An 18,013-nucleotide genomic window follows, 5' to 3' on the forward strand; every position below is an offset into this window, starting at 1 on the left:
AATGTTTGAAACAGAGCTTTGGGGCCTTTTATCTATCATTTATTAACTCCGGAAATAGAAAATAATTTTGTGTAAATGCAAACTATTTGTATTATAGATGCTGGCGCGGGACAGAAAAAAATGCCGTTACTGTTCACTCCGTTCACAGTAACGCGCTTCGCGATGCACAGAAATCATGCTTTGCATGATTTCGCGCCGCAACTCTCGGGTTTTCTGTGAACTTTGTTCACAAAAAACACCTCGCGGAATGTTACCAGTGAACAGTATCAAAATGCCAACAATATTTGCAAATAATCTGCAATTTACATTGACCAACATCGAATAAAAGCGTACAATGCGATATTGGCAGAAATATTAATCTGGAAGGAGAAAATAAATTCAATGAAATTTTGTCTATCTCATAAAAAATATCTTTTAGCTGGCATTTATATTATCTGTGTTATATTTACCTGTTTTAATGCCAGATTCTATCACACTCCTCTGGCAAAAATATGTTCTGTATCAGAAATGGAAACCATGAGCAGAGAAGGAACCAGAGGTGCAGAAGAACACTATTATACTCAGAAAATTACAGCCCGGATATTGAACGGTGCATATAAAGGTAAAGAAATTACACTTTCTAACGAATACACTTCTTCACAGGTTCAGACGCAGAAATACCATAAAGGAGATACGGTACTTCTGAATGGGTCAAAAGACAGACCTGGAAAAACTATACGTTCTGTAAAACGTGACATCTATCTGGTCGTACTGGTGGGTGGTCTGATTATTCTTCTGATCTATATTACGAGAAAACAGGGGGGTTATACGATCGTATCAGTGATACTGAATACATTGATTTTTGCGTACGGATTTCAACTGTTGGGAGATGGAAAGAATATTCTGAGAATATGTAATGTAATTGCACTTCTTTTTTCGTTGACTACATTGATCTGTCTGAATGGAATTCACAGGAAAACATGGGCTGCTGTTCTTTCGACTTTATGTGTTCTTTTCCTGATTATGATGCTGTTTGATTTTTCTATTCACAGGTATGGAGATTTAGATTATTCTAATCTGGAATACCTTGGAAGCATGAGTAATTCAGCCGACATATTCTGGACAGATATTATGCTGACAGGGCTTGGAGCGATTATGGATGTAACAGTCACTATAAGTGCAGCAACTGGTGAAATTGTTCGCAAAAATCCATCAGTTTCTATAAGAAAGCTGATACATTCGGGAAGGGAAATCGGATATGATATTATGGGAACCATGATAAATGTACTGCTATTTGTTCTTGTAAGTGGCATGATTCCAATGTTTATTCTTAAAATGAATAATGAGATCAGATTTATAACGCTTGTAAGATATCACATTCCATATGATATCTGTCGCTTTCTGATAGAAAGTATTGGAATAGTGTTGGCAATACCAGTATCTGTTTTAATTGCTTCGATTATTATGAAAATACCATCACTGAAAAGGAGTGGAAAATAATGATTCTTTTTCTTACATTAGTGCTGCTTTTTTTGATGATTACAATTGGAGGAGAACGTGGAGCTGTTTCAATCATGGCACTGGCAGGTAATATTATTATTCTGTTTTTTTCGGTTATATTGATGTTAGCTGGTTTTCCCGCACTGCTTCTGATACTGGCGGCAGGAGCAGGTGTCTGTTATAATTCTCTGTTTTATCAGAATGGAAATAATGTCAAAACGCGAGCTGCCTTTCTGGCTACACTGTTTGTAATGCTGATTCTGTTTATTCCGATTTTTGCTATTACGTGGAGAACAGGAAGTTATGGCTTAAATGAACTTCAGATTTCAGAAGAGGATTTTATGTACTATTACAACACAGATATCAGTATTAATATGCTTCATGTGGCTGTTTTTGTAAGTGTTTTCAGCACTCTGGGAGCTGTCATTGATACTGCACTATCTGTGACGTCATCTGTGTATGAAGTCTGGACTCATAAAAACAGTCTGGTAGAGAAAGAACTTACTTCAACAGGGTATCAGGTGGGAAAAGAAATTATAGGCACAACAGTAAACACGTTGCTTTTTGCATATCTTGGAGGGAGTATTTTATTGTTTTCCTATGTGCAGACACAAAAATATAGTCTGGAAATCATTCTCAATTCCAGATTCCTCTTTCAGGATGTTGCGATTATGCTATTTGGTGCTATTGCCTGTCTTGTTGCAGTTCCAGTATCAATTAAATGCATTATCTGGCAGATCAGATATATTAATCCAGATAAAAAGCAATTAAACGCTTAAATTACATGGTAATCAGAAGATGGGAATTTTATATATAGTGATGTCACTGATAAGAGAGATGCCGGTTGTGTGTAAGATTCTTGCATAATGGTATCTACTTATCGTCAGTAAGCTGAATAGAAATAAAAATTACCATATATTTCGTCAGATTATACAGAAAAATGGAAATTTTGAACCGCAAAAAATTACAATTTGAAATTAATCAAATATTGTAATCAGCCTATGATTATGGCATAATAATTAAGGATATGTAAAAATTGAGAAAAATCCACGTTAACAAAAGAAAATACTTTGAAAAGAAAGGTCGCCTCTGCAGAATTGGCAGAGGGAAACGACAACAGAGGATTAGAACATGGCAATTTTTTCAATGGTTTTATCTTTGCTGTGCGGAGTATCATTTTTCCTTTTTGGAATGTCGCTGATGGGAGACGGACTGAAATCCGTTGCTGGTAATAAGCTGGAAGCATTCCTTTACAAAATGACCAATACCCCGCTGAAGGGAGTAGCACTTGGAACAGGTGTTACCAGTGTAATCCAGTCATCATCCGCCACTACCGTTATGGTAATCGGTTTTGTAAACTCCGGTATGATGAAGCTGAAACAGGCAATTGGTATTATCATGGGTGCAAATATCGGAACCAGTATTACAGGATGGATTCTGTGTCTGTCTTATATCCAGGGCTCCGGTGGAATTGCAAGTATTCTTTCTACAGCCACTATTTCAGCAGTAGTTGCTGTAATCGGTATCATGCTTCGTATGGTCTGTAAGAGATCTGTATACCGAAATATTGGAAACATTATGCTGGGCTTTGCTATTCTGATGAATGGTATGCAGATGATGAGTGGAGCAGTTTCTCCTCTTCGTGAAAGTCCTGTATTTATTGATATGCTGACAATGTTTTCCAACCCAATTGCAGGTATTCTGGTAGGTATTGCATTTACCGCAGTGCTTCAGAGTGCATCTGCAACAGTTGGTGTGCTGCAGGCTCTTTCCGTAACCGGAATCCTCACCTTTGCAAGTGCATTTCCAATTGTTCTTGGTATCGGTGTTGGTGCTGCATGTCCGGTACTGATCTCTGCAGTTGGAGCGAATAAGAACGGTAAGAGAACAGCTCTTGTATATTTGCTGAATGACTTATTCGGTCTGATCCTGTGGTCCATTGTATTCTATACCTTGAATGCGTTCATTCATTTTGGATTTTTGGATATGATCATGACTCCGGTATCCATCGCATTTTTGAACACCATTTTCCGTGTGGCTACCGTTGTGGTGCTTTTCCCGTTTATTTCCAAGCTGGAGAAACTGGTTTGCTATCTGGTTAAGGACAGCGCAGAGGAGCTGGAGGACGAGGCAGACTTCGATCTTCTGGAAGAGCGTCTGTTAAATTATCCTGCACTTGCAATTGGACAGTGTCATCGTGCTATGAATGGTATGGCCAAGAAGCTTCGTAAGAATGTAAACAGAGCTATGAACCTTCTGAATGATTATCAGCAGGATAAATATGATAAGGTACAGCGTAAGGAAGACCTGATCGACAAATATGAGAGCCGTCTTGGAGAGTATCTGATCCAGCTCACCAAACGTGAGATGAACACCGCCCAGACGCGCCAGACCTCCCTTTATCTGCACACAATCAATGACTTTGAGAGAATTGGCGATCACGCTTCCTACATCGCACATATGTCCAACGAAATGCATGACAACCACACGAACTTCTCTCAGACAGCATGGGATGAGCTGAATGTAGTCATGGATGCAGTCCGTGAGGAAATCAATGTGACCTGCAATGCATTTATGAACGATGACAGAGAAGCCGCACAGCGTGTTGCACCACTTGGCGTGGTAATCACCAGACTTTGTGATGAACTGAAGATGCGCCATGCAGAGCGCCTCAGCCAGGGCAAATGCGGACTGGAAGAGGGAACTGTGTTCAGCGATATTCTGAACAGCTTTGGACGTATTGCTTCCCACTGTGCAAGTGCCATGACAGCACTTATGAAAAGTGGGGAAGAGACAACCGATATCCACATTCACAACTCCAGGATTTATCCTACAGATAGTCTGGAATATTACACTTATTTTAAGGAATACAGACAGAAGTATGATATTGGCACAGAAGTGGAGCATAAGCTGAGTATGGAGCCGGAAGAGGTTGAATAAATAATTTTTAAGATAAAAACACCGTCAGATGAAAATTCGCAGATAAAATGCGAAAGTCACCTGGCGGTGTTTTTTATGCAGCAGGGTTCTTTATGGAAAAATTAATACCCTGGATTAACTAAAAAACAATATAAAAAAAAGAACAAAATGCTCTAAAAATAATTCCAAACTCTCTCCACTCAGCCGAAACAAAGAATTAGGCATCCGTGCAAAAAAATAAAAATGTAAGTATTTTTATTCTTTTTCAAAAAAACGTGTTTATCAGAGCTGAGACACGTATAGTTTATGTATGGTTTATACTGTGGGAGTCTGAAGCACCAGTTATTTCGATGGAGTGTGAACAGGATGTGATGCGGCTGCCTCTTTTTGGGCTGTTTTCGCATCCTCAATGATATCAGGGTTATTGGGTACGTATTCTACTATATCATCCAGATCACAGTTAAGAACAGTGCATATTCGGTCTAATGAAAAGATTTCTACATTTTCATTGTCCCGAAGTCTGCGCAATAACCTTTTTTCGATTCCACACTCATTAATGAGATAGTACTGTGAAATATGGCGTTTTTTCAATGTCTCCCAGAATCTGTCGTATTTTATCATCACTCAAATTCCTGTCCATTTTGTTCTTGCCATATCTCTATTATGGGTTTAAAATGAAAAACATAACAGGGTGATTATAGTCACCCTATCTGGGAGGACTAAGATATGCGAAAAGGATTAAAAATAGCAGGTTCCACTGTATTTGCAGCTGCATTGTCTTCGTGTCTGTTTTACTGTATGGTAGCAGGGGCGAAATCTGGCGCTGTGGTATATGTGGTCATGGCTGCACTGTTGTCTGTTATTATTTCGGTAACTCTGTGTGCAGGGTTTCATTATATCCGCCATCTTCAGAAGCTTTTGAAGGAGCTCAGTGAGAAGTAGTTTTTATATAAGAAGTAGTAAACAGTGGAAGTACGATTTAGATCGTGTTGTTGTATAAGGGAAACAATAATTCAGAAAGAGCTGGCGACAATAGGTATCAGGAATAATAGAACAGTTGTGATGGATGGAAAATCTGTCAGAGCTGTTCTTTTTGTGCCATAATAAAAAAGGACATAATAAAAAGGCGCTGGCATTTAAGCCAGCACCCTTTAAAGCAACAGAGCTGTATAAGCGGATTATTTCTCCACCAGAAGTGATTTACCAGTCATCTCAGCTGGCTGCTCCATGCCCATAAGCTGGATCAGAGTCGGGATGATGTCTGCCAGGCAGCCGTTCTCACGAAGAGTATATTTCGGGTCTGCATTAACCAGAATGAACGGTACCGGATTGGTGGTATGAGCAGTATATGGCTCGCCTGTCTCATAGTCTACAAGCTGCTCTGCGTTACCGTGGTCAGCACAGATGAACATCTGTCCGTCAACCTCCTTCAGAGCCTCTACAGCCTTTCCTACGCACTCATCAACAGCCTCAACAGCTTTGATAGCTGCAGCTTCAACACCTGTATGACCAACCATATCCGGGTTGGCGAAGTTGATGATGATCACATCATATTTCTCAGATTTGATTGCTGCAACAAGCTTCTCGCAAACTTCCGGAGCGCTCATCTCTGGCTGCAGGTCGTAAGTCGGAACCTTCGGGGACTTCACAAGGATTCTGTCCTCGCCCTTGTTTGGCTCCTCAACGCCACCGTTGAAGAAGAAGGTTACGTGAGCATATTTCTCTGTCTCAGCGATACGTGCCTGAGTCATGTTGTGAGCTGCAAGGTACTCGCCGAATGTGTTGTGAAGCTGAACCTTGTGGAATGCAACCAGCTTATTTCCAATGGTGTCATCGTAATCTGTGAAGCATACATATGTGAGGTCAAGGCGTTTCTCTCTTGCGAAACCTGTAAATTCGTCATCGCAGAATGCTCTTGTGATCTCACGTGCACGGTCAGGACGGAAGTTGAAAAATACAACAGAATCTTTATCAGAAACAACGGCAACTGGTTTGCCATCTTTCTCAATGACTGTTGGAAGAACGAATTCGTCTGTCTTGCCGTCGTCATAGGATGCCTGTACAGCCTCAGCTGCGTCGGTTCCCTTAACACCCTCGCCCTTGGTAAGTGCGTTGTAAGCAAGCTCAACACGATCCCAGCGGTTGTCACGGTCCATTGCGTAATAACGTCCGGAAACAACACCAATCTCACCTACGCCAAGCTCATCCATCTTCGCCTGAAGCTGCTGGATATATCCTTTTCCGGAAGCTGGAGGGGTGTCACGGCCGTCCAGGAAGCAGTGTACATAAACTTTCTTAAGTCCCTCTTTCTTAGCCATTTCAAGAAGACCAAAAAGGTGAGTAATGTGGCTGTGAACACCACCATCAGAAAGAAGACCCATGAAGTGGATCGCGGAATCATTTTCTTTGGCATTCTTCATAGCTGCAAGAAGTGCTTCATTTTTGAAGAAGTCTCCGTCCTGAATCTCTTTGGTGATTCTGGTAAGCTCCTGGTATACGATACGGCCTGCACCCATATTCATATGACCAACCTCGGAGTTACCCATCTGACCGTCCGGAAGACCTACAGCCAGTCCGCTTGCATTACCTTTTACAAAAGGATATTCAGCCATCAGCTTGTCCATGACAGGTGTGTTCGCTTCGTATACAGCGTTTGCGTCATGTCTTTCATTCAGGCCATATCCGTCAAGAATCATTAAAACCGTTGGTTTTTTGCTCATAATGTGCTCCTTTATATGATAAAATTTCCCTTTTGTTGTTCCTTATATATAGTATCAAAAATCTGGGATTTTTCAATCACAATTTTTTTTATTTCTGGAAACTATTTTTAGCAGTATTTACTATGGGAGTTCTGATGAGAAAGAATTCTGCCTTGGCAGGCTTTTTATATAACAGCTTATTACATAAAAAAGGCACGAACGAATCGTGCCTTTGACTGTATGCTTAAGATAAACATATGTACAATATAATTTTGATTTTTCTAATTACTTCCTATAAACTCGGATAGTCTTTGAAATACGCTTTACCGAAGACTTATTGGAAAGCTCCTGTACCGCTGTCTTGAAGTCACCCTCACGAACCTTGGAAGTGATCACAACAACCTCTGCAAGATGGTCGTCCTGGTTCTGGCTGTCCTTCTGGATGATCTGGGCAATGCTTACGTGATATTTGGCGAAAACCTCTGTCATTTCAGCAAGTACACCGCAGCGGTCTTCTACATGAAGGCGAAGGAAGTAACGGTTGTAGGTATCTTCCATTTTTTTCACAGGAAGCTGTTTATAGCAGGTACATCCGATACGGCCGCAGCAGCCTGCTTCCATATTGCGCACAATATCAAAAATATCTCCAACTACAGCACTTGCAGTAGGAAGCTCGCCTGCACCCCGTCCGAAGAACATGGCATCCTCTACAGCATCTCCATGGACAAAGACCGCATTATAGGAATCATTAACGGTTGCAAGAGGATGATCATTTGGAATCAGCATCGGGCAGACGTAAGCTTCTACACCGAACTCAGTATTGCGGGCAACACCAAGAAGCTTGATGGCACAGCCCATCTCTTTTGCATAGCGGATGTCCTTGGCGGAAATTTTTGTGATTCCCTCGATATAAACATCATCAAATACCACTCTGGAATTAAATGCAACGCTGGCGAGAATAGCCACCTTGCGTCCTGCATCAAGTCCGTCAATATCTGCAGTAGGATCCGCTTCTGCATAGCCAAGCTCTGTGGCAAGTGCCAGGGCATCTTTAAATTCCATATTCTCCTGGGACATTTTTGTGAGGATGAAGTTGGTAGTACCGTTTACAATACCCATGACCTCGCTCATGTGGTTGCCTGCCAGGCACTGCTTCAAAGGACGGATAATAGGGATTCCGCCTGCTACAGCTGCTTCAAAGAGAAAATCCACATGGGAAGCTCTGGCTGTGTCCATAAGTTCTTTTCCGTGGACGGCAATCAGATCTTTGTTTGCTGTTACTACGTGCTTGCCTGCGTGAAGAGCATCCAGAATATAGGTTCTGGCAGGTTCGATTCCTCCAATCAGTTCGATTATAATGTCAATGGAAGGATCTGCTTTAATATTCTCCCAGCTATTGGTAAGGACAGCCGGATCATCTACCTTGCCAGCTGCCTTTTCCAGGTTGCGGACAAGTATTTTGCGTATTTTAACCTTGCAGCCGATCTTGGCTGTCATTTCTTCTTCCTGGTTCTTCAGAACCTTGTAAACACCGGTTCCAACTGTTCCAAGCCCAAGCAGGGCTGCGTTTATAACTTTTTCTCCCATGGGGAACTCCCTTCTTAAAAATAGTAATGCTGCCGTTTGATCGTGGTTCCCTTTCATAGTCTGGAAGCAGATAAAACGTAAGCACGAAAAAGACAGATGTCTTTCACACGTTAACATTTCATTATGTGGTTCTTATAGTATGGCAGAAAATGGTTTTTGTCAAGCGCTTAAATAATGTAATTGTTCAGTACCTTCACAGTGTGTTACTGTTCTCTCCGTGACCAGTAACACGCTTTGCATAATTTCGCGTTGCAATTTTCGGGCTTTCTGTGAACTTTGTTCACAAAAAAAACGTGCGGAACAGTACCTGCGGAATAGTTGCAAAATAATAAAAATAGGGGCTTGAAAGTAGAAAAAATATCGCCTATAATCCTTCTAAAACGATATTTTTTCTTGTGGAGGAAAACAGAATATGCAGACAGATATGACTGTGGGAAAGCCCATGAAAATGCTGTTGAATTTTACTATTCCTGTATTTCTGGGAAATGTTTTTCAACAGCTGTACAGTATGGCAGATGCAGTTATTGTTGGAAAGTTTGTTGGAACCAAGGGGCTGGCAGCGGTAGGCGCTACTGGAACCATTACGTTCCTTATTATTGGATTTCTGATGGGGCTGACTACAGGATTTACGGTTCTTACTTCTCAGAAGTTCGGAGCCGGCAGAATGGATGAGATGCGTAAGACGGTTGGAAATGCAGCGATTCTTTCAGTGGTCATCGCAGTTGTTATGACAGCTGTAAGTATGCTTGGAATGCATAGGTTGCTTGTGTTTATGCATACGCCAGAGGATATCTTTGACGGAGCATACGGCTACATTATGATCATCTGTGCGGGGATTTTTACCCAGGTGCTCTATAATCTGGTGTCAAGTATTCTGAGGGCACTGGGAAATAGTAAGACGCCGCTTTATTTCCTGATCCTGGCGGCCGTGCTTAACATTGTGCTTGATCTTGTATTTATTATCTTTTTCCACTGGGGTGCACCGGGAGCTGCCTGGGCTACCGTCGTCTCTCAGGGCGTGTCCGGGCTGCTTTGCCTGATTTACATCTGGAAGGCAGTGCCGGAGCTTAAGATGAAGAGAGAGGACTGGCATTTTGACAAATATATTGCAGGGAAACAGATCAGCGTGGGAATTCCCATGGGTCTTCAGTTTTCCATCACAGCGATCGGCACCATGATGGTGCAGAGCTCCCTGAATATCCTGGGCTCCTATGCAGTGGCTGCATTTACAGCCGGTTCCAAGATTGAGAGTATTTTTACCCAGGCCTTTGTAGCAATTGGAACTGCCATGTCTACATACAATGCGCAGAATATCGGAGCACGTAAGCTGGATCGTGTTCGAAAAGGATTTCGTTCTGCAGATGTGATCGGCTGTACATATGGGGTGCTCGTAGGTTTTATTCTCTTTTTCGTAGGAAAATATTTTGCCTATCTGTTCATTTCTGATAACGCAGAGGTGGTAATTCCTATGGTGGAAACGTATCTGCAATGCGTTGGGATGTTTATGATTCCCCTGTATGTAGTCAATTCCTACAGAAATGGATTCCAAGGAATGGGATACGGACTTCTGCCTATGCTTTCCGGTGTTGCAGAGCTGGTTGGAAGAGGTATCATGGCAATTGTTGCTTCCAATAAAAAGAGCTATACCATGGCATGTATGGCAAGTCCTTTTGCATGGATTGTAGCAACTGTCCTTCTTATTGGACTTTACTTCTATGTGATGAAGGATATGAAAAAGAAGTTGTGCCTGTAAAATTGAAAAACAGGGATTACAAAGCAAAAGGAAAAGTTTAATAGAATAAGTGTATCAGATAGTTTTATTAAAGGGATTCTTTTGAAGGAAATATACATTTTAAGATACAAAATGGAAAATATATGTTATAATGAAGCAAGGTTTCGCCATTAGATGGAGAAGCCTTGTTCAAACAGTGTTTTTATCAGAGGAGAGTTTTATACATGAGTAAGGACAACAAGCATACTCAGGGAAGCCCGGGAGACTTTGAAGATAAAATAGATTCGGCTATGGCAGGTCTTGAAGCAGATCCGGATGAGGAATTCCACGGCGCAGACTTTTATGATGAGGATGACCAGGAGAGTGATTTTGATTCCTGGGAGGGTGAAGACGATTCCGATGCAGAAGAACTGGCTGAGCAGGATTCTGAAGAGGAGTATCCAGAGGAAGAAGAGTACGACCAGGATGATGCAGAGCTGAGCTCGGAAGAAGAGGACTTCTGGGACGAGGAAGAGACAGAATCTGAAGAAGAGAATTCAGAGGAAGAAGGTTCAGAGAGCGAAGATTCAGAGGACGATGAATCAGCAGATGAACCGGAAACATCTGAAAAAGAGCTTCAGGTGGAAATTATTCCGCCCCGTTCCAATAAAGGCAGAAAGCACCGAAGAAAAGACTCTGTCGGTGCTGTAGCATCTGACCAGCCTGAGAAGCAGACTTCTAAGAAATCTGCCAGACCGTCTCCGAAGCCGGCAGCCAGATCTGCCCGTCCGACGAAGATTTCCTATGTTCCTATTACCGATGAGGAACTGGATGAGAAGATCATCCCTGTTCCCAGAAAGAAGCATAAGGGACTTAAAGTTACGGGGATTGTGGCAGCTATTCTTGCGGTGACAGCAGGATGCGCTTATGGAGCAGTGAGTTACTATTATGCAGACAGATTCTTTGAAGGAACCTATATTAACGGAATCAACTGTTCCAATAAGACTGCCTACGAGACAGAGCAGCTGATTGCAAGCAATGTGGAGGATTATTCCATTGAGGTTACCGCGCGGAACCAGGAGCCGCAGACCATCAGCGGAAACCAGATCAATTACCGCTATGTGTCTGACGGAGAAGTTCTGGATCTTTTGAAGCAGCAGAAGCCATATGAATGGGTAAAGGGTTTCATGGAGACCAGAAGCTATACCACCCAGGAGAATGTGACTTTTGATAAGAGTCTGCTTCAGAGTGAAGTAAAGGAATTGAAGTGCGCACAGTCAGAGAATCAGGTTGAGCCGGAGAATGCATATGTGGCGCTTGAGGGAAGCGAGTTTACCATTGTTCCTGAGACAGAGGGCAGCAAGCTGAAGGTGAAGGAAGCCTATAAGGCGCTGGACACCGCCATTTCCGGAAGCCAGACATCCATTGATCTGGGAAATACGCCGGATGTATATGCAGTGGCAGCAGTGACCAGCGATGATCCCACCCTTCAGGCCACCAGGGATGCTTATAATAATTATACCAAGGCCAGCATTACCTATACATTTGGAGAGCAGACAGTCACTCTTGACGGAAGCACCCTTAAGGAATGGCTGCAGTTTGATGACAAGGGACAGCTGGTGCAGGATGATGCTTCCTTTACCCAGCATATCAAAGATTTTGTGGCACAGCTGGCAAGTGAGCATGATACAGTTGGAACAACACGTTCCTTTAATACGACCAGTGGTCGTACTGTTTCTGTTTATGGCTCTGCATATGGCTGGAAGATCGATCAGGACGCAGAAGCAGCACAGCTGACAGAAGAGATCCGTACGGGTACCCAGACTACACGGGAACCAGTATATTCCATGAGAGCCAATTCTTACGGATACAATGATATTGGAAGTACCTATATCGAGGTAGATTTGAGCAGTCAGCACATGTACTATTACCAGAATGGCAGCATCATCTTTGACTCTGACATTGTTTCCGGAGATATCCGCTATGATGACAGAGCTACACCTCCGGGAATTTTTACCCTGTATTATAAGAAGAGCCCGGATGTGCTTCGGGGAGAGAAGAAGCCGGACGGCACTTACGAGTACGAAACCCAGGTTACCTACTGGATGCCGTTTAACGGCGGAATTGGTTTCCATGACGCTACCTGGCAGGCATATTTCGGCGGTGACCGCTATACCTACGCCGGATCCCATGGATGTATCAATATGCCGCTGGATGCAGCAGCTACTCTTTACAGCATTATTGATACCAATGTGCCGATCGTGTGCTTCTACTAAAAGATCATTTATCTGACTGGAAAATTGCTGTGAACAGCAACAAAAAGTTTTCGGTCACTGAGCACGAACAAAACGATGTACTAGAGCGTGTTTGCTGAATGAAAAGACAGTTGCATGTCTTTGAGGCTGCGGATAGCAGAACAACACAAAAGAAGTGGAGAATAAGTTAATATGAATATGGATTCATTTGATATGATACTGACTATAGCAGCTCTTGTAATGGGAGTTATGCTTCTTACAGGTCATGGAGATGTTCTTATGAAAGGTGGAAATGCCGCTGAGCGTAAGAAGCTTTACGATGACAAAAAGGTCCAGCTGGTTTCCGGTGTGACCCTGCTCATTTTCGGAATCCTCACCGGTCTGGATATGGTGGTCAAGAGCTATGTATACGATATCATTTATCTGGCAGCAGTAATTGTTATCTTCATTATCATGGTGGTAGTGATTCGCAAGAAATGTAAGAAATGAGATGAAAAAGAAGCACTTGTATATCTGGAAATTGATATACAGGTGCTTCTTTTGTAATCCGGATATTGAGCTGCACTGGAGCCTGTTTGAAAAATCATTCCCGCAATCTGCTTTTGAATAACTGTGTGTCACATTCTCGTTACTTCAGTGATGAGTCAGGCACACTATTTTTTGAAAAGTAAGGAATGCTAATAAAATTTGTATAAATAATTAGAATAATTTCAACAAATCCGCCGGCTTCTCAATTACATAATCCGGTGTATCTACCTGTCCGAATCCATAGGAAGCAAATACAAATGGTACCCCTGCCTCCTGACATGCCTGGTAATCCCCGAAGGTGTCTCCTACATAAACAGGTGCTTTCAGCTGATATTTCTTAGCAATAGAACGGATATTAGCTGCCTTGGCTTCCCCGCTGTCTCCTGGACACAGATGACCGGTGAAGTATTTTCCAAGCCCTGTTTTCTCAAAAACAAGCTCAATATATCCAGCCTGGCAGTTGCTTACTACAAAAAGAGGGTAGCGTTTGTTAAGCTCCTTCAAAGTTTCTTCCAGTCCGTCGTAAACAGGTGCCCCCATCGCACGCAGCAGATCGTGCTCAGCCTGGCAGCAGATATCGATGACCCGAAGCTGCTCCGCTTCAGTCTGTTCTGGAAGGATTGCCTTCGCAATATCCGGGAGAAGTCTGCCAAACAGCCCTTTCAGCTGATCAGCTGTCACACGGACATCAAGATTCTCTTTTTCTAAAGCCTTATTCCACGCCATAGCTACAACGTCGGTGGAATTCCATATAGTTCCGTCAATATCAAAAATAATACTGTCCATTTGAGGTTTTTAGTCCTTTCTGGTGTGCTTAAAATTCTTAAATTGCTTCTTTTCTCATTCTGTTTTGAAATCTGACGGTTTCTATTCTATATAGGAAAATCAAAAAAATCAATCTCCTAATATGGGATTTTTCAATTTTAACTGGCTTTTTGCCGATTTTATGTTATGATAGGAAAGGTGACTGTTGCTTTTGAACTATTGGTCAGTTTTATATTGCAGTGAAATAGTTACATTATTTCTTGAGACTGTCATTGAAGAAAGCCTTTTTCAGACACGTTTTGGGAGTCAGGCAGCAGCACGAGGTGAACTATGAAATACGAAAATATTACAGAAGGCCGTTTCCTGGATCGTCCGAACCGATTTATCGCACATGTGGAGATTGCGGGACAGACAGAGACGGTTCATGTAAAGAACACAGGCAGATGCAGGGAGCTTTTGATTCCTGGTGTTCAGGTTTTTCTGGAAAAGAGCAGTAATCCGGCAAGGAAAACAGCATACGATCTGGTCTGTGTAAATAAAGGCGGACGCCTGATCAATATGGATTCCCAGATTCCCAATAAAGCCGCCCTGGAATGGGTAAAGGCAGGACATCTTTTTCCGGAGGAAGTGCAGGTAACTCCTGAGAAAACTTATGGAAATTCCAGATTCGATCTGTATGCCTGTTCAGATAAGAGAAAGGCTTTTATTGAGGTCAAGGGTGTAACCCTGGAAGCAGACAATATTGCCCGTTTTCCAGATGCTCCTACTGCGAGGGGCGTGAAGCATCTGGAAGAGCTGATCCATTGCATGAGGGAAGGATATGAGGCTTATCTGCTTCTGGTGATCCAGATGAAGGGAATTACAAGATTTGAACCAAACTGGGATACGCACCGGGAATTTGGGGAAACCTTACAGAAAGCGAAAAAGGCAGGGGTGCATATTCTGGCCTATGACTGTCTGGTAGAGCCGGACGGGATGGAAATACAGAATCCAGTGCCTGTGTGTTTGGAGGAAACTAGATGACAGATGAGTTTATACAGCCTCTTCTTGCCTGGTATGATGAGAACAAAAGGATTTTGCCCTGGAGGGATAAGCACAACGCTTATTACACCTGGGTATCCGAGATCATGCTCCAGCAGACCCGCGTGGAAGCTGTAAAGCCCTATTTTGAAAGATTTATCAGGGAACTGCCGGATATCCCGGCCCTGGCAGTCTGTCCGGAGGAAAAGCTGTTAAAGCTGTGGGAAGGTCTTGGATACTATAGCCGTGTGCGGAACATGCAGCTGGCAGCCAGGGAAATGGTAGAAAAATATAATGGCAGACTTCCCGAAGACTTTTCCCTTCTTATCTCGTTAAAGGGGATAGGAAGTTACACTGCAGGAGCTATCGCTTCTATAGCGTATGGCATTCCGGTGCCAGCCGTAGATGGAAATGTTTTCCGTGTAGTCACCAGAATGACGGAAGATTCGGAAGACATTACCAGACCTGCATTTCGCAAAAAGACAGAAAGCGCATTGCAAGAAATTATCCCGAAAGACCGTCCAGGTGATTTTAACCAGGCAATGATGGAGCTTGGAGCAGTAGTGTGCGTCCCCAACGGACAGCCCAAATGCGACCTTTGTCCGGTGAGAGGCTTTTGCCAGGCGGGACTTCACGGCACTATGGAAAAGTTTCCGGTGAAAGCACCAAAGAAGCCAAGAGTGGTGGAAGAGCGAACCGTTCTGGTTATTCAGGATGGAAGCTGCACTGCGATCCGCAAGCGGCCGCCGAAAGGCCTCCTTGCCGGATTATACGAGCTTCCCAATACAGAAGGATACCTGAACCGTGAGGAAGCCCTGGAATACGTGAAAGAGCTTGGCGCAGAGCCCTTATATATAGAAGAACTGCCGGAGGCCAGGCATATTTTTTCCCACATTGAGTGGCGGATGAAAGCGTACCGGATCCGCGTGTCCTCCCTGGAGCAGACACATATCCCGGGAATTCTTTTTGCAGATAAAAAAGAATCAGAGAGAAACTACGCCATACCTTCTGCGTTTGGCGCTTATGAAAAATATATGTAACGGTTCTGCTGGCGTTTTTGAGAACATAACTCAAAGAAAAAAAGAAAAATACATCGCAAGGTGCGTAATTTTAAAATACAGAATCGTTACACTACATGAGGAGGAAAATAAATGAAATTACTGAGTATAGCAATTCCATGTTATAATTCTGAAGCTTATATGGAGAACTGCATCAAATCCCTTTTACCAGGCGGAGATGAAGTAGAGATCCTTGTAATTGACGATGGATCCAAGGACAGAACAGCCGAGATCGCAGATGAATACCAGGAGAAATATCCAGGCATTGTCCGCGCCATCCATCAGCCAAACCTTGGCCACGGCGGCGCTGTAAACACCGGCATCCACAATGCCCAGGGCCTCTATTTTAAGGTTGTAGACAGCGATGACTGGGTAAATGAAGAATCCTACAAAGAGATCCTGAAAACTCTGGAAGAGCTGGTAAAAGGCTCCAAAACAGTTGACCTTCTCATCAGTAACTTTGTATACGAGAAACAGGGTGCGACCCGCAAGAAGGTTATGCAGTACCGTCACTGCCTGCCAGTGAACCAGATTTTCACCTGGAATGAAGTAGGTCACATGCCAAAGGGAAAATATCTTCTCATGCACTCCATGATCTACCGCACCCAGCTTCTCCTTGAGTGCAACCTGACTCTGCCGGAGCATACCTTCTACGTAGATAATATTTTTGCCTTTGATCCGCTGCCGTATGTACAGAACATGTACTACCTGGATACCAATTTCTACCGTTACTTTATCGGCCGCGATGACCAGTCCGTAAACGAGACAGTTATGATCCGCAGAATTGACCAGCAGCTCCGCGTAAATAAACTGATGGTAAATTCCTACACCAGCTGCGGCAGCATGAATAAACGCACCAGAGCCTACATGATCAGTTATCTGGATATTATTACTACCATTTCCTCCATTATGCTGATCCGCTCCGGCACAAAGGAAGCTCTCGACAAGAAGAAGGAGCTTCTGGAATATATCCGCTCCACGAACCGTGCCCTCTACGGAAAACTTCGCCACAGCCTCATGGGTAACTTCATGAACCTTCCAGGCCGCGGCGGACGTAAGGTGTCTGTAGCTGCATACAAGCTTTGCCAGAAGTTCTACGGATTTAACTGATTAATGATCAGGGCGCTCTGGAGACTGTTTGAAAAATCATTCCTGCAATCTGTACGCCCCACTTTGCAGCATATTTTATCTATATTCGGTTGTCGCCGCTCGTATTTTTGTTAAAAAAAACGCGCCTTCCCATTTCTGGAAGTGCGCGTTTTGTTTAATAATGTTTCCTGCGATTATTCCGTCCAATTCTCTCTACTGCCATGCCACTTGCTTCTTCTCCTGCCTTCTGCGGATAGAAAAACAGATATCCAAACAGCGCCAGCGTAGCACCACAGCACACATCAATTACGGAATGCTGCTTCAGGAACATAGTAGACATGATAATAAGTAATGTAAGAACCAATGATCCATACCTTACCCCTTTGTGGTCTCTCAGCGCCTCACAATTGGTAAGTGACATATGAACTGCCAGAGAATTAAATACATGAATACTTGGCAGAACATTGGTCGGTGTATCCGTCCGATACAGCCATCTTACCATATCTGTAAACACGTTTTCCCTTGGAAACTCCGATGGTCTTAAGTGCAGTACATTTGGATATGCATAAGACACGATCAGGAAAACAGTCATACCCATCATCATATTGAAAATCAACTGATAATATTCTTTTTTATTCTTGTTCCTGAAGATAAAGTATAAAACTGTGAGAATCTGATACGGAAACCATAATAGATAGGGGACAATAAAATACTCACAAAATGGTATGTAATCATCAAAAACAGTGTCGATCACATGAAATCCCCATACCGGCCTGCACTCCAGATACTCAAAAAAAAGCATATAAACAATGGCATACGCAAGTATGATCAGACCATGCCTGTATTTTTTTATAAATTGTACCAAGTCTTTTTCACTCCTTTTCCAATCTGGGTTACCGGTCT

General features: G+C 43.0%; 16 protein-coding genes. 10 read left to right on the top strand and 6 right to left on the bottom strand.

Features of this window, described 5'->3' with window-relative positions; translation table 11 throughout:
• The first annotated feature begins 381 nt into the window (after positions 1–381).
• The 3 genes from AB5618_RS10115 (at position 382) to AB5618_RS10125 (ending at position 4,419) form a co-directional block, all read left to right on the top strand.
• On the top strand, positions 382–1,479 hold the full coding sequence (locus tag AB5618_RS10115; RefSeq protein WP_148462497.1) for a YibE/F family protein: 1,098 nt from the start codon (positions 382–384) through the stop codon (positions 1,477–1,479).
• The gene (locus tag AB5618_RS10120) at positions 1,479–2,258 is read left to right on the top strand and encodes a YibE/F family protein (protein ID WP_148462496.1); all 780 of its coding nucleotides are present in this window, start codon (positions 1,479–1,481) and stop codon (positions 2,256–2,258) included. Before AB5618_RS10115 ends, AB5618_RS10120 begins: the two co-directional genes overlap by 1 nt.
• 352 nt (positions 2,259–2,610) lie before the next feature.
• Positions 2,611–4,419, top strand: a complete 1,809-nt coding sequence (locus AB5618_RS10125; RefSeq protein WP_118580913.1) for a Na/Pi cotransporter family protein — start codon at positions 2,611–2,613, stop codon at positions 4,417–4,419.
• Positions 4,420–4,740: 321 nt separating this feature from the next.
• Here AB5618_RS10125 and AB5618_RS10130 read toward each other — a convergent pair whose 3' ends face one another.
• The gene (locus AB5618_RS10130) at positions 4,741–5,019 is read right to left on the bottom strand and encodes a helix-turn-helix transcriptional regulator (protein ID WP_118580910.1); all 279 of its coding nucleotides are present in this window, start codon (positions 5,017–5,019) and stop codon (positions 4,741–4,743) included.
• A gap of 105 nt (positions 5,020–5,124) precedes the next feature.
• On the opposite strand from AB5618_RS10130, the gene AB5618_RS10135 reads away from it, so the two are divergent.
• On the top strand, positions 5,125–5,340 hold the full coding sequence (locus AB5618_RS10135) for a hypothetical protein (RefSeq protein WP_118580907.1): 216 nt from the start codon (positions 5,125–5,127) through the stop codon (positions 5,338–5,340).
• 236 nt (positions 5,341–5,576) lie between these two features.
• Here AB5618_RS10135 and gpmI read toward each other — a convergent pair whose 3' ends face one another.
• Both gpmI and AB5618_RS10145 read right to left on the bottom strand, forming a co-directional pair.
• A complete protein-coding gene (gene gpmI, locus AB5618_RS10140; RefSeq protein ID WP_173769744.1) occupies positions 5,577–7,118 on the bottom strand; it encodes a 2,3-bisphosphoglycerate-independent phosphoglycerate mutase in 1,542 nt (513 codons plus the stop codon).
• 264 nt (positions 7,119–7,382) lie between these two features.
• The gene (locus tag AB5618_RS10145; RefSeq protein ID WP_195391927.1) at positions 7,383–8,684 is read right to left on the bottom strand and encodes a homoserine dehydrogenase; all 1,302 of its coding nucleotides are present in this window, start codon (positions 8,682–8,684) and stop codon (positions 7,383–7,385) included.
• A 412-nt stretch (positions 8,685–9,096) separates the two neighbouring features.
• On the opposite strand from AB5618_RS10145, the gene AB5618_RS10150 reads away from it, so the two are divergent.
• The 3 genes from AB5618_RS10150 to AB5618_RS10160 all read left to right on the top strand — a co-directional run bounded on the left by AB5618_RS10150 (position 9,097) and on the right by AB5618_RS10160 (position 13,139).
• Positions 9,097–10,437 carry an MATE family efflux transporter gene (locus AB5618_RS10150; RefSeq protein WP_173769746.1) on the top strand — a complete coding sequence of 447 codons (1,341 nt, stop codon included), beginning with the start codon at positions 9,097–9,099 and terminating at the stop codon, positions 10,435–10,437.
• Between the two features lie 203 nt (positions 10,438–10,640).
• Positions 10,641–12,671 (top strand): L,D-transpeptidase family protein, encoded by a 2,031-nt coding sequence (locus AB5618_RS10155; RefSeq protein ID WP_243252131.1) that lies wholly within the window; start codon positions 10,641–10,643, stop codon positions 12,669–12,671.
• 171 nt (positions 12,672–12,842) lie between these two features.
• Positions 12,843–13,139, top strand: coding sequence for a DUF3784 domain-containing protein (locus tag AB5618_RS10160; RefSeq protein WP_226840935.1), 297 nt, complete (start codon positions 12,843–12,845; stop codon positions 13,137–13,139).
• A gap of 210 nt (positions 13,140–13,349) precedes the next feature.
• Here AB5618_RS10160 and AB5618_RS10165 read toward each other — a convergent pair whose 3' ends face one another.
• Positions 13,350–13,964, bottom strand: a complete 615-nt coding sequence (locus AB5618_RS10165; protein WP_148462493.1) for an HAD family hydrolase — start codon at positions 13,962–13,964, stop codon at positions 13,350–13,352.
• A 309-nt stretch (positions 13,965–14,273) separates the two neighbouring features.
• On the opposite strand from AB5618_RS10165, the gene sfsA reads away from it, so the two are divergent.
• From sfsA to AB5618_RS10180, 3 genes are all read left to right on the top strand, one after another.
• Positions 14,274–14,966, top strand: a complete 693-nt coding sequence (gene sfsA, locus AB5618_RS10170; RefSeq protein ID WP_173715629.1) for a DNA/RNA nuclease SfsA — start codon at positions 14,274–14,276, stop codon at positions 14,964–14,966.
• Positions 14,963–16,003 carry an A/G-specific adenine glycosylase gene (gene mutY / locus AB5618_RS10175; RefSeq protein WP_173769747.1) on the top strand — a complete coding sequence of 347 codons (1,041 nt, stop codon included), beginning with the start codon at positions 14,963–14,965 and terminating at the stop codon, positions 16,001–16,003. Before sfsA ends, mutY begins: the two co-directional genes overlap by 4 nt.
• Positions 16,004–16,114: 111 nt before the next feature.
• A complete protein-coding gene (locus AB5618_RS10180; RefSeq protein WP_118583852.1) occupies positions 16,115–17,131 on the top strand; it encodes a glycosyltransferase family 2 protein in 1,017 nt (338 codons plus the stop codon).
• A 7-nt stretch (positions 17,132–17,138) separates the two neighbouring features.
• Here the strand turns inward: AB5618_RS10180 and AB5618_RS10185 are convergent, their stop codons facing one another.
• The gene (locus tag AB5618_RS10185) at positions 17,139–17,210 is read right to left on the bottom strand and encodes a DUF6783 domain-containing protein (protein WP_368072542.1); all 72 of its coding nucleotides are present in this window, start codon (positions 17,208–17,210) and stop codon (positions 17,139–17,141) included.
• A 75-nt stretch (positions 17,211–17,285) separates the two neighbouring features.
• On the bottom strand, positions 17,286–17,975 hold the full coding sequence (locus tag AB5618_RS10190) for a phosphatase PAP2 family protein (protein ID WP_148462491.1): 690 nt from the start codon (positions 17,973–17,975) through the stop codon (positions 17,286–17,288).
• Positions 17,976–18,013 lie beyond the last annotated feature (38 nt).

Origin of the sequence: Ruminococcus sp. J1101004sp1_RTP21198st1_B9_RTP21198_201120, from assembly GCF_040924245.1 — a bacterium.
GTDB lineage: Bacteria > Bacillota > Clostridia > Lachnospirales > Lachnospiraceae > Blautia_A > Blautia_A faecis.

What these genes read in the sequence shown, in the direction of transcription:
- AB5618_RS10115 (WP_148462497.1), top strand. Translation starts at nt 382, where the DNA reads ATGAAATTTTGTCTATCTCATAAAAAATATCTTTTAGCTGGCATTTAT.
- AB5618_RS10120 (WP_148462496.1), top strand. Translation starts at nt 1,479, where the DNA reads ATGATTCTTTTTCTTACATTAGTGCTGCTTTTTTTGATGATTACAATT.
- AB5618_RS10125 (WP_118580913.1), top strand. Translation starts at nt 2,611, where the DNA reads ATGGCAATTTTTTCAATGGTTTTATCTTTGCTGTGCGGAGTATCATTT.
- AB5618_RS10130 (WP_118580910.1), bottom strand. Translation starts at nt 5,019, where the DNA reads ATGATAAAATACGACAGATTCTGGGAGACATTGAAAAAACGCCATATT.
- AB5618_RS10135 (WP_118580907.1), top strand. Translation starts at nt 5,125, where the DNA reads ATGCGAAAAGGATTAAAAATAGCAGGTTCCACTGTATTTGCAGCTGCA.
- gpmI (WP_173769744.1), bottom strand. Translation starts at nt 7,118, where the DNA reads ATGAGCAAAAAACCAACGGTTTTAATGATTCTTGACGGATATGGCCTG.
- AB5618_RS10145 (WP_195391927.1), bottom strand. Translation starts at nt 8,684, where the DNA reads ATGGGAGAAAAAGTTATAAACGCAGCCCTGCTTGGGCTTGGAACAGTT.
- AB5618_RS10150 (WP_173769746.1), top strand. Translation starts at nt 9,097, where the DNA reads ATGCAGACAGATATGACTGTGGGAAAGCCCATGAAAATGCTGTTGAAT.
- AB5618_RS10155 (WP_243252131.1), top strand. Translation starts at nt 10,641, where the DNA reads ATGAGTAAGGACAACAAGCATACTCAGGGAAGCCCGGGAGACTTTGAA.
- AB5618_RS10160 (WP_226840935.1), top strand. Translation starts at nt 12,843, where the DNA reads ATGAATATGGATTCATTTGATATGATACTGACTATAGCAGCTCTTGTA.
- AB5618_RS10165 (WP_148462493.1), bottom strand. Translation starts at nt 13,964, where the DNA reads ATGGACAGTATTATTTTTGATATTGACGGAACTATATGGAATTCCACC.
- sfsA (WP_173715629.1), top strand. Translation starts at nt 14,274, where the DNA reads ATGAAATACGAAAATATTACAGAAGGCCGTTTCCTGGATCGTCCGAAC.
- mutY (WP_173769747.1), top strand. Translation starts at nt 14,963, where the DNA reads ATGACAGATGAGTTTATACAGCCTCTTCTTGCCTGGTATGATGAGAAC.
- AB5618_RS10180 (WP_118583852.1), top strand. Translation starts at nt 16,115, where the DNA reads ATGAAATTACTGAGTATAGCAATTCCATGTTATAATTCTGAAGCTTAT.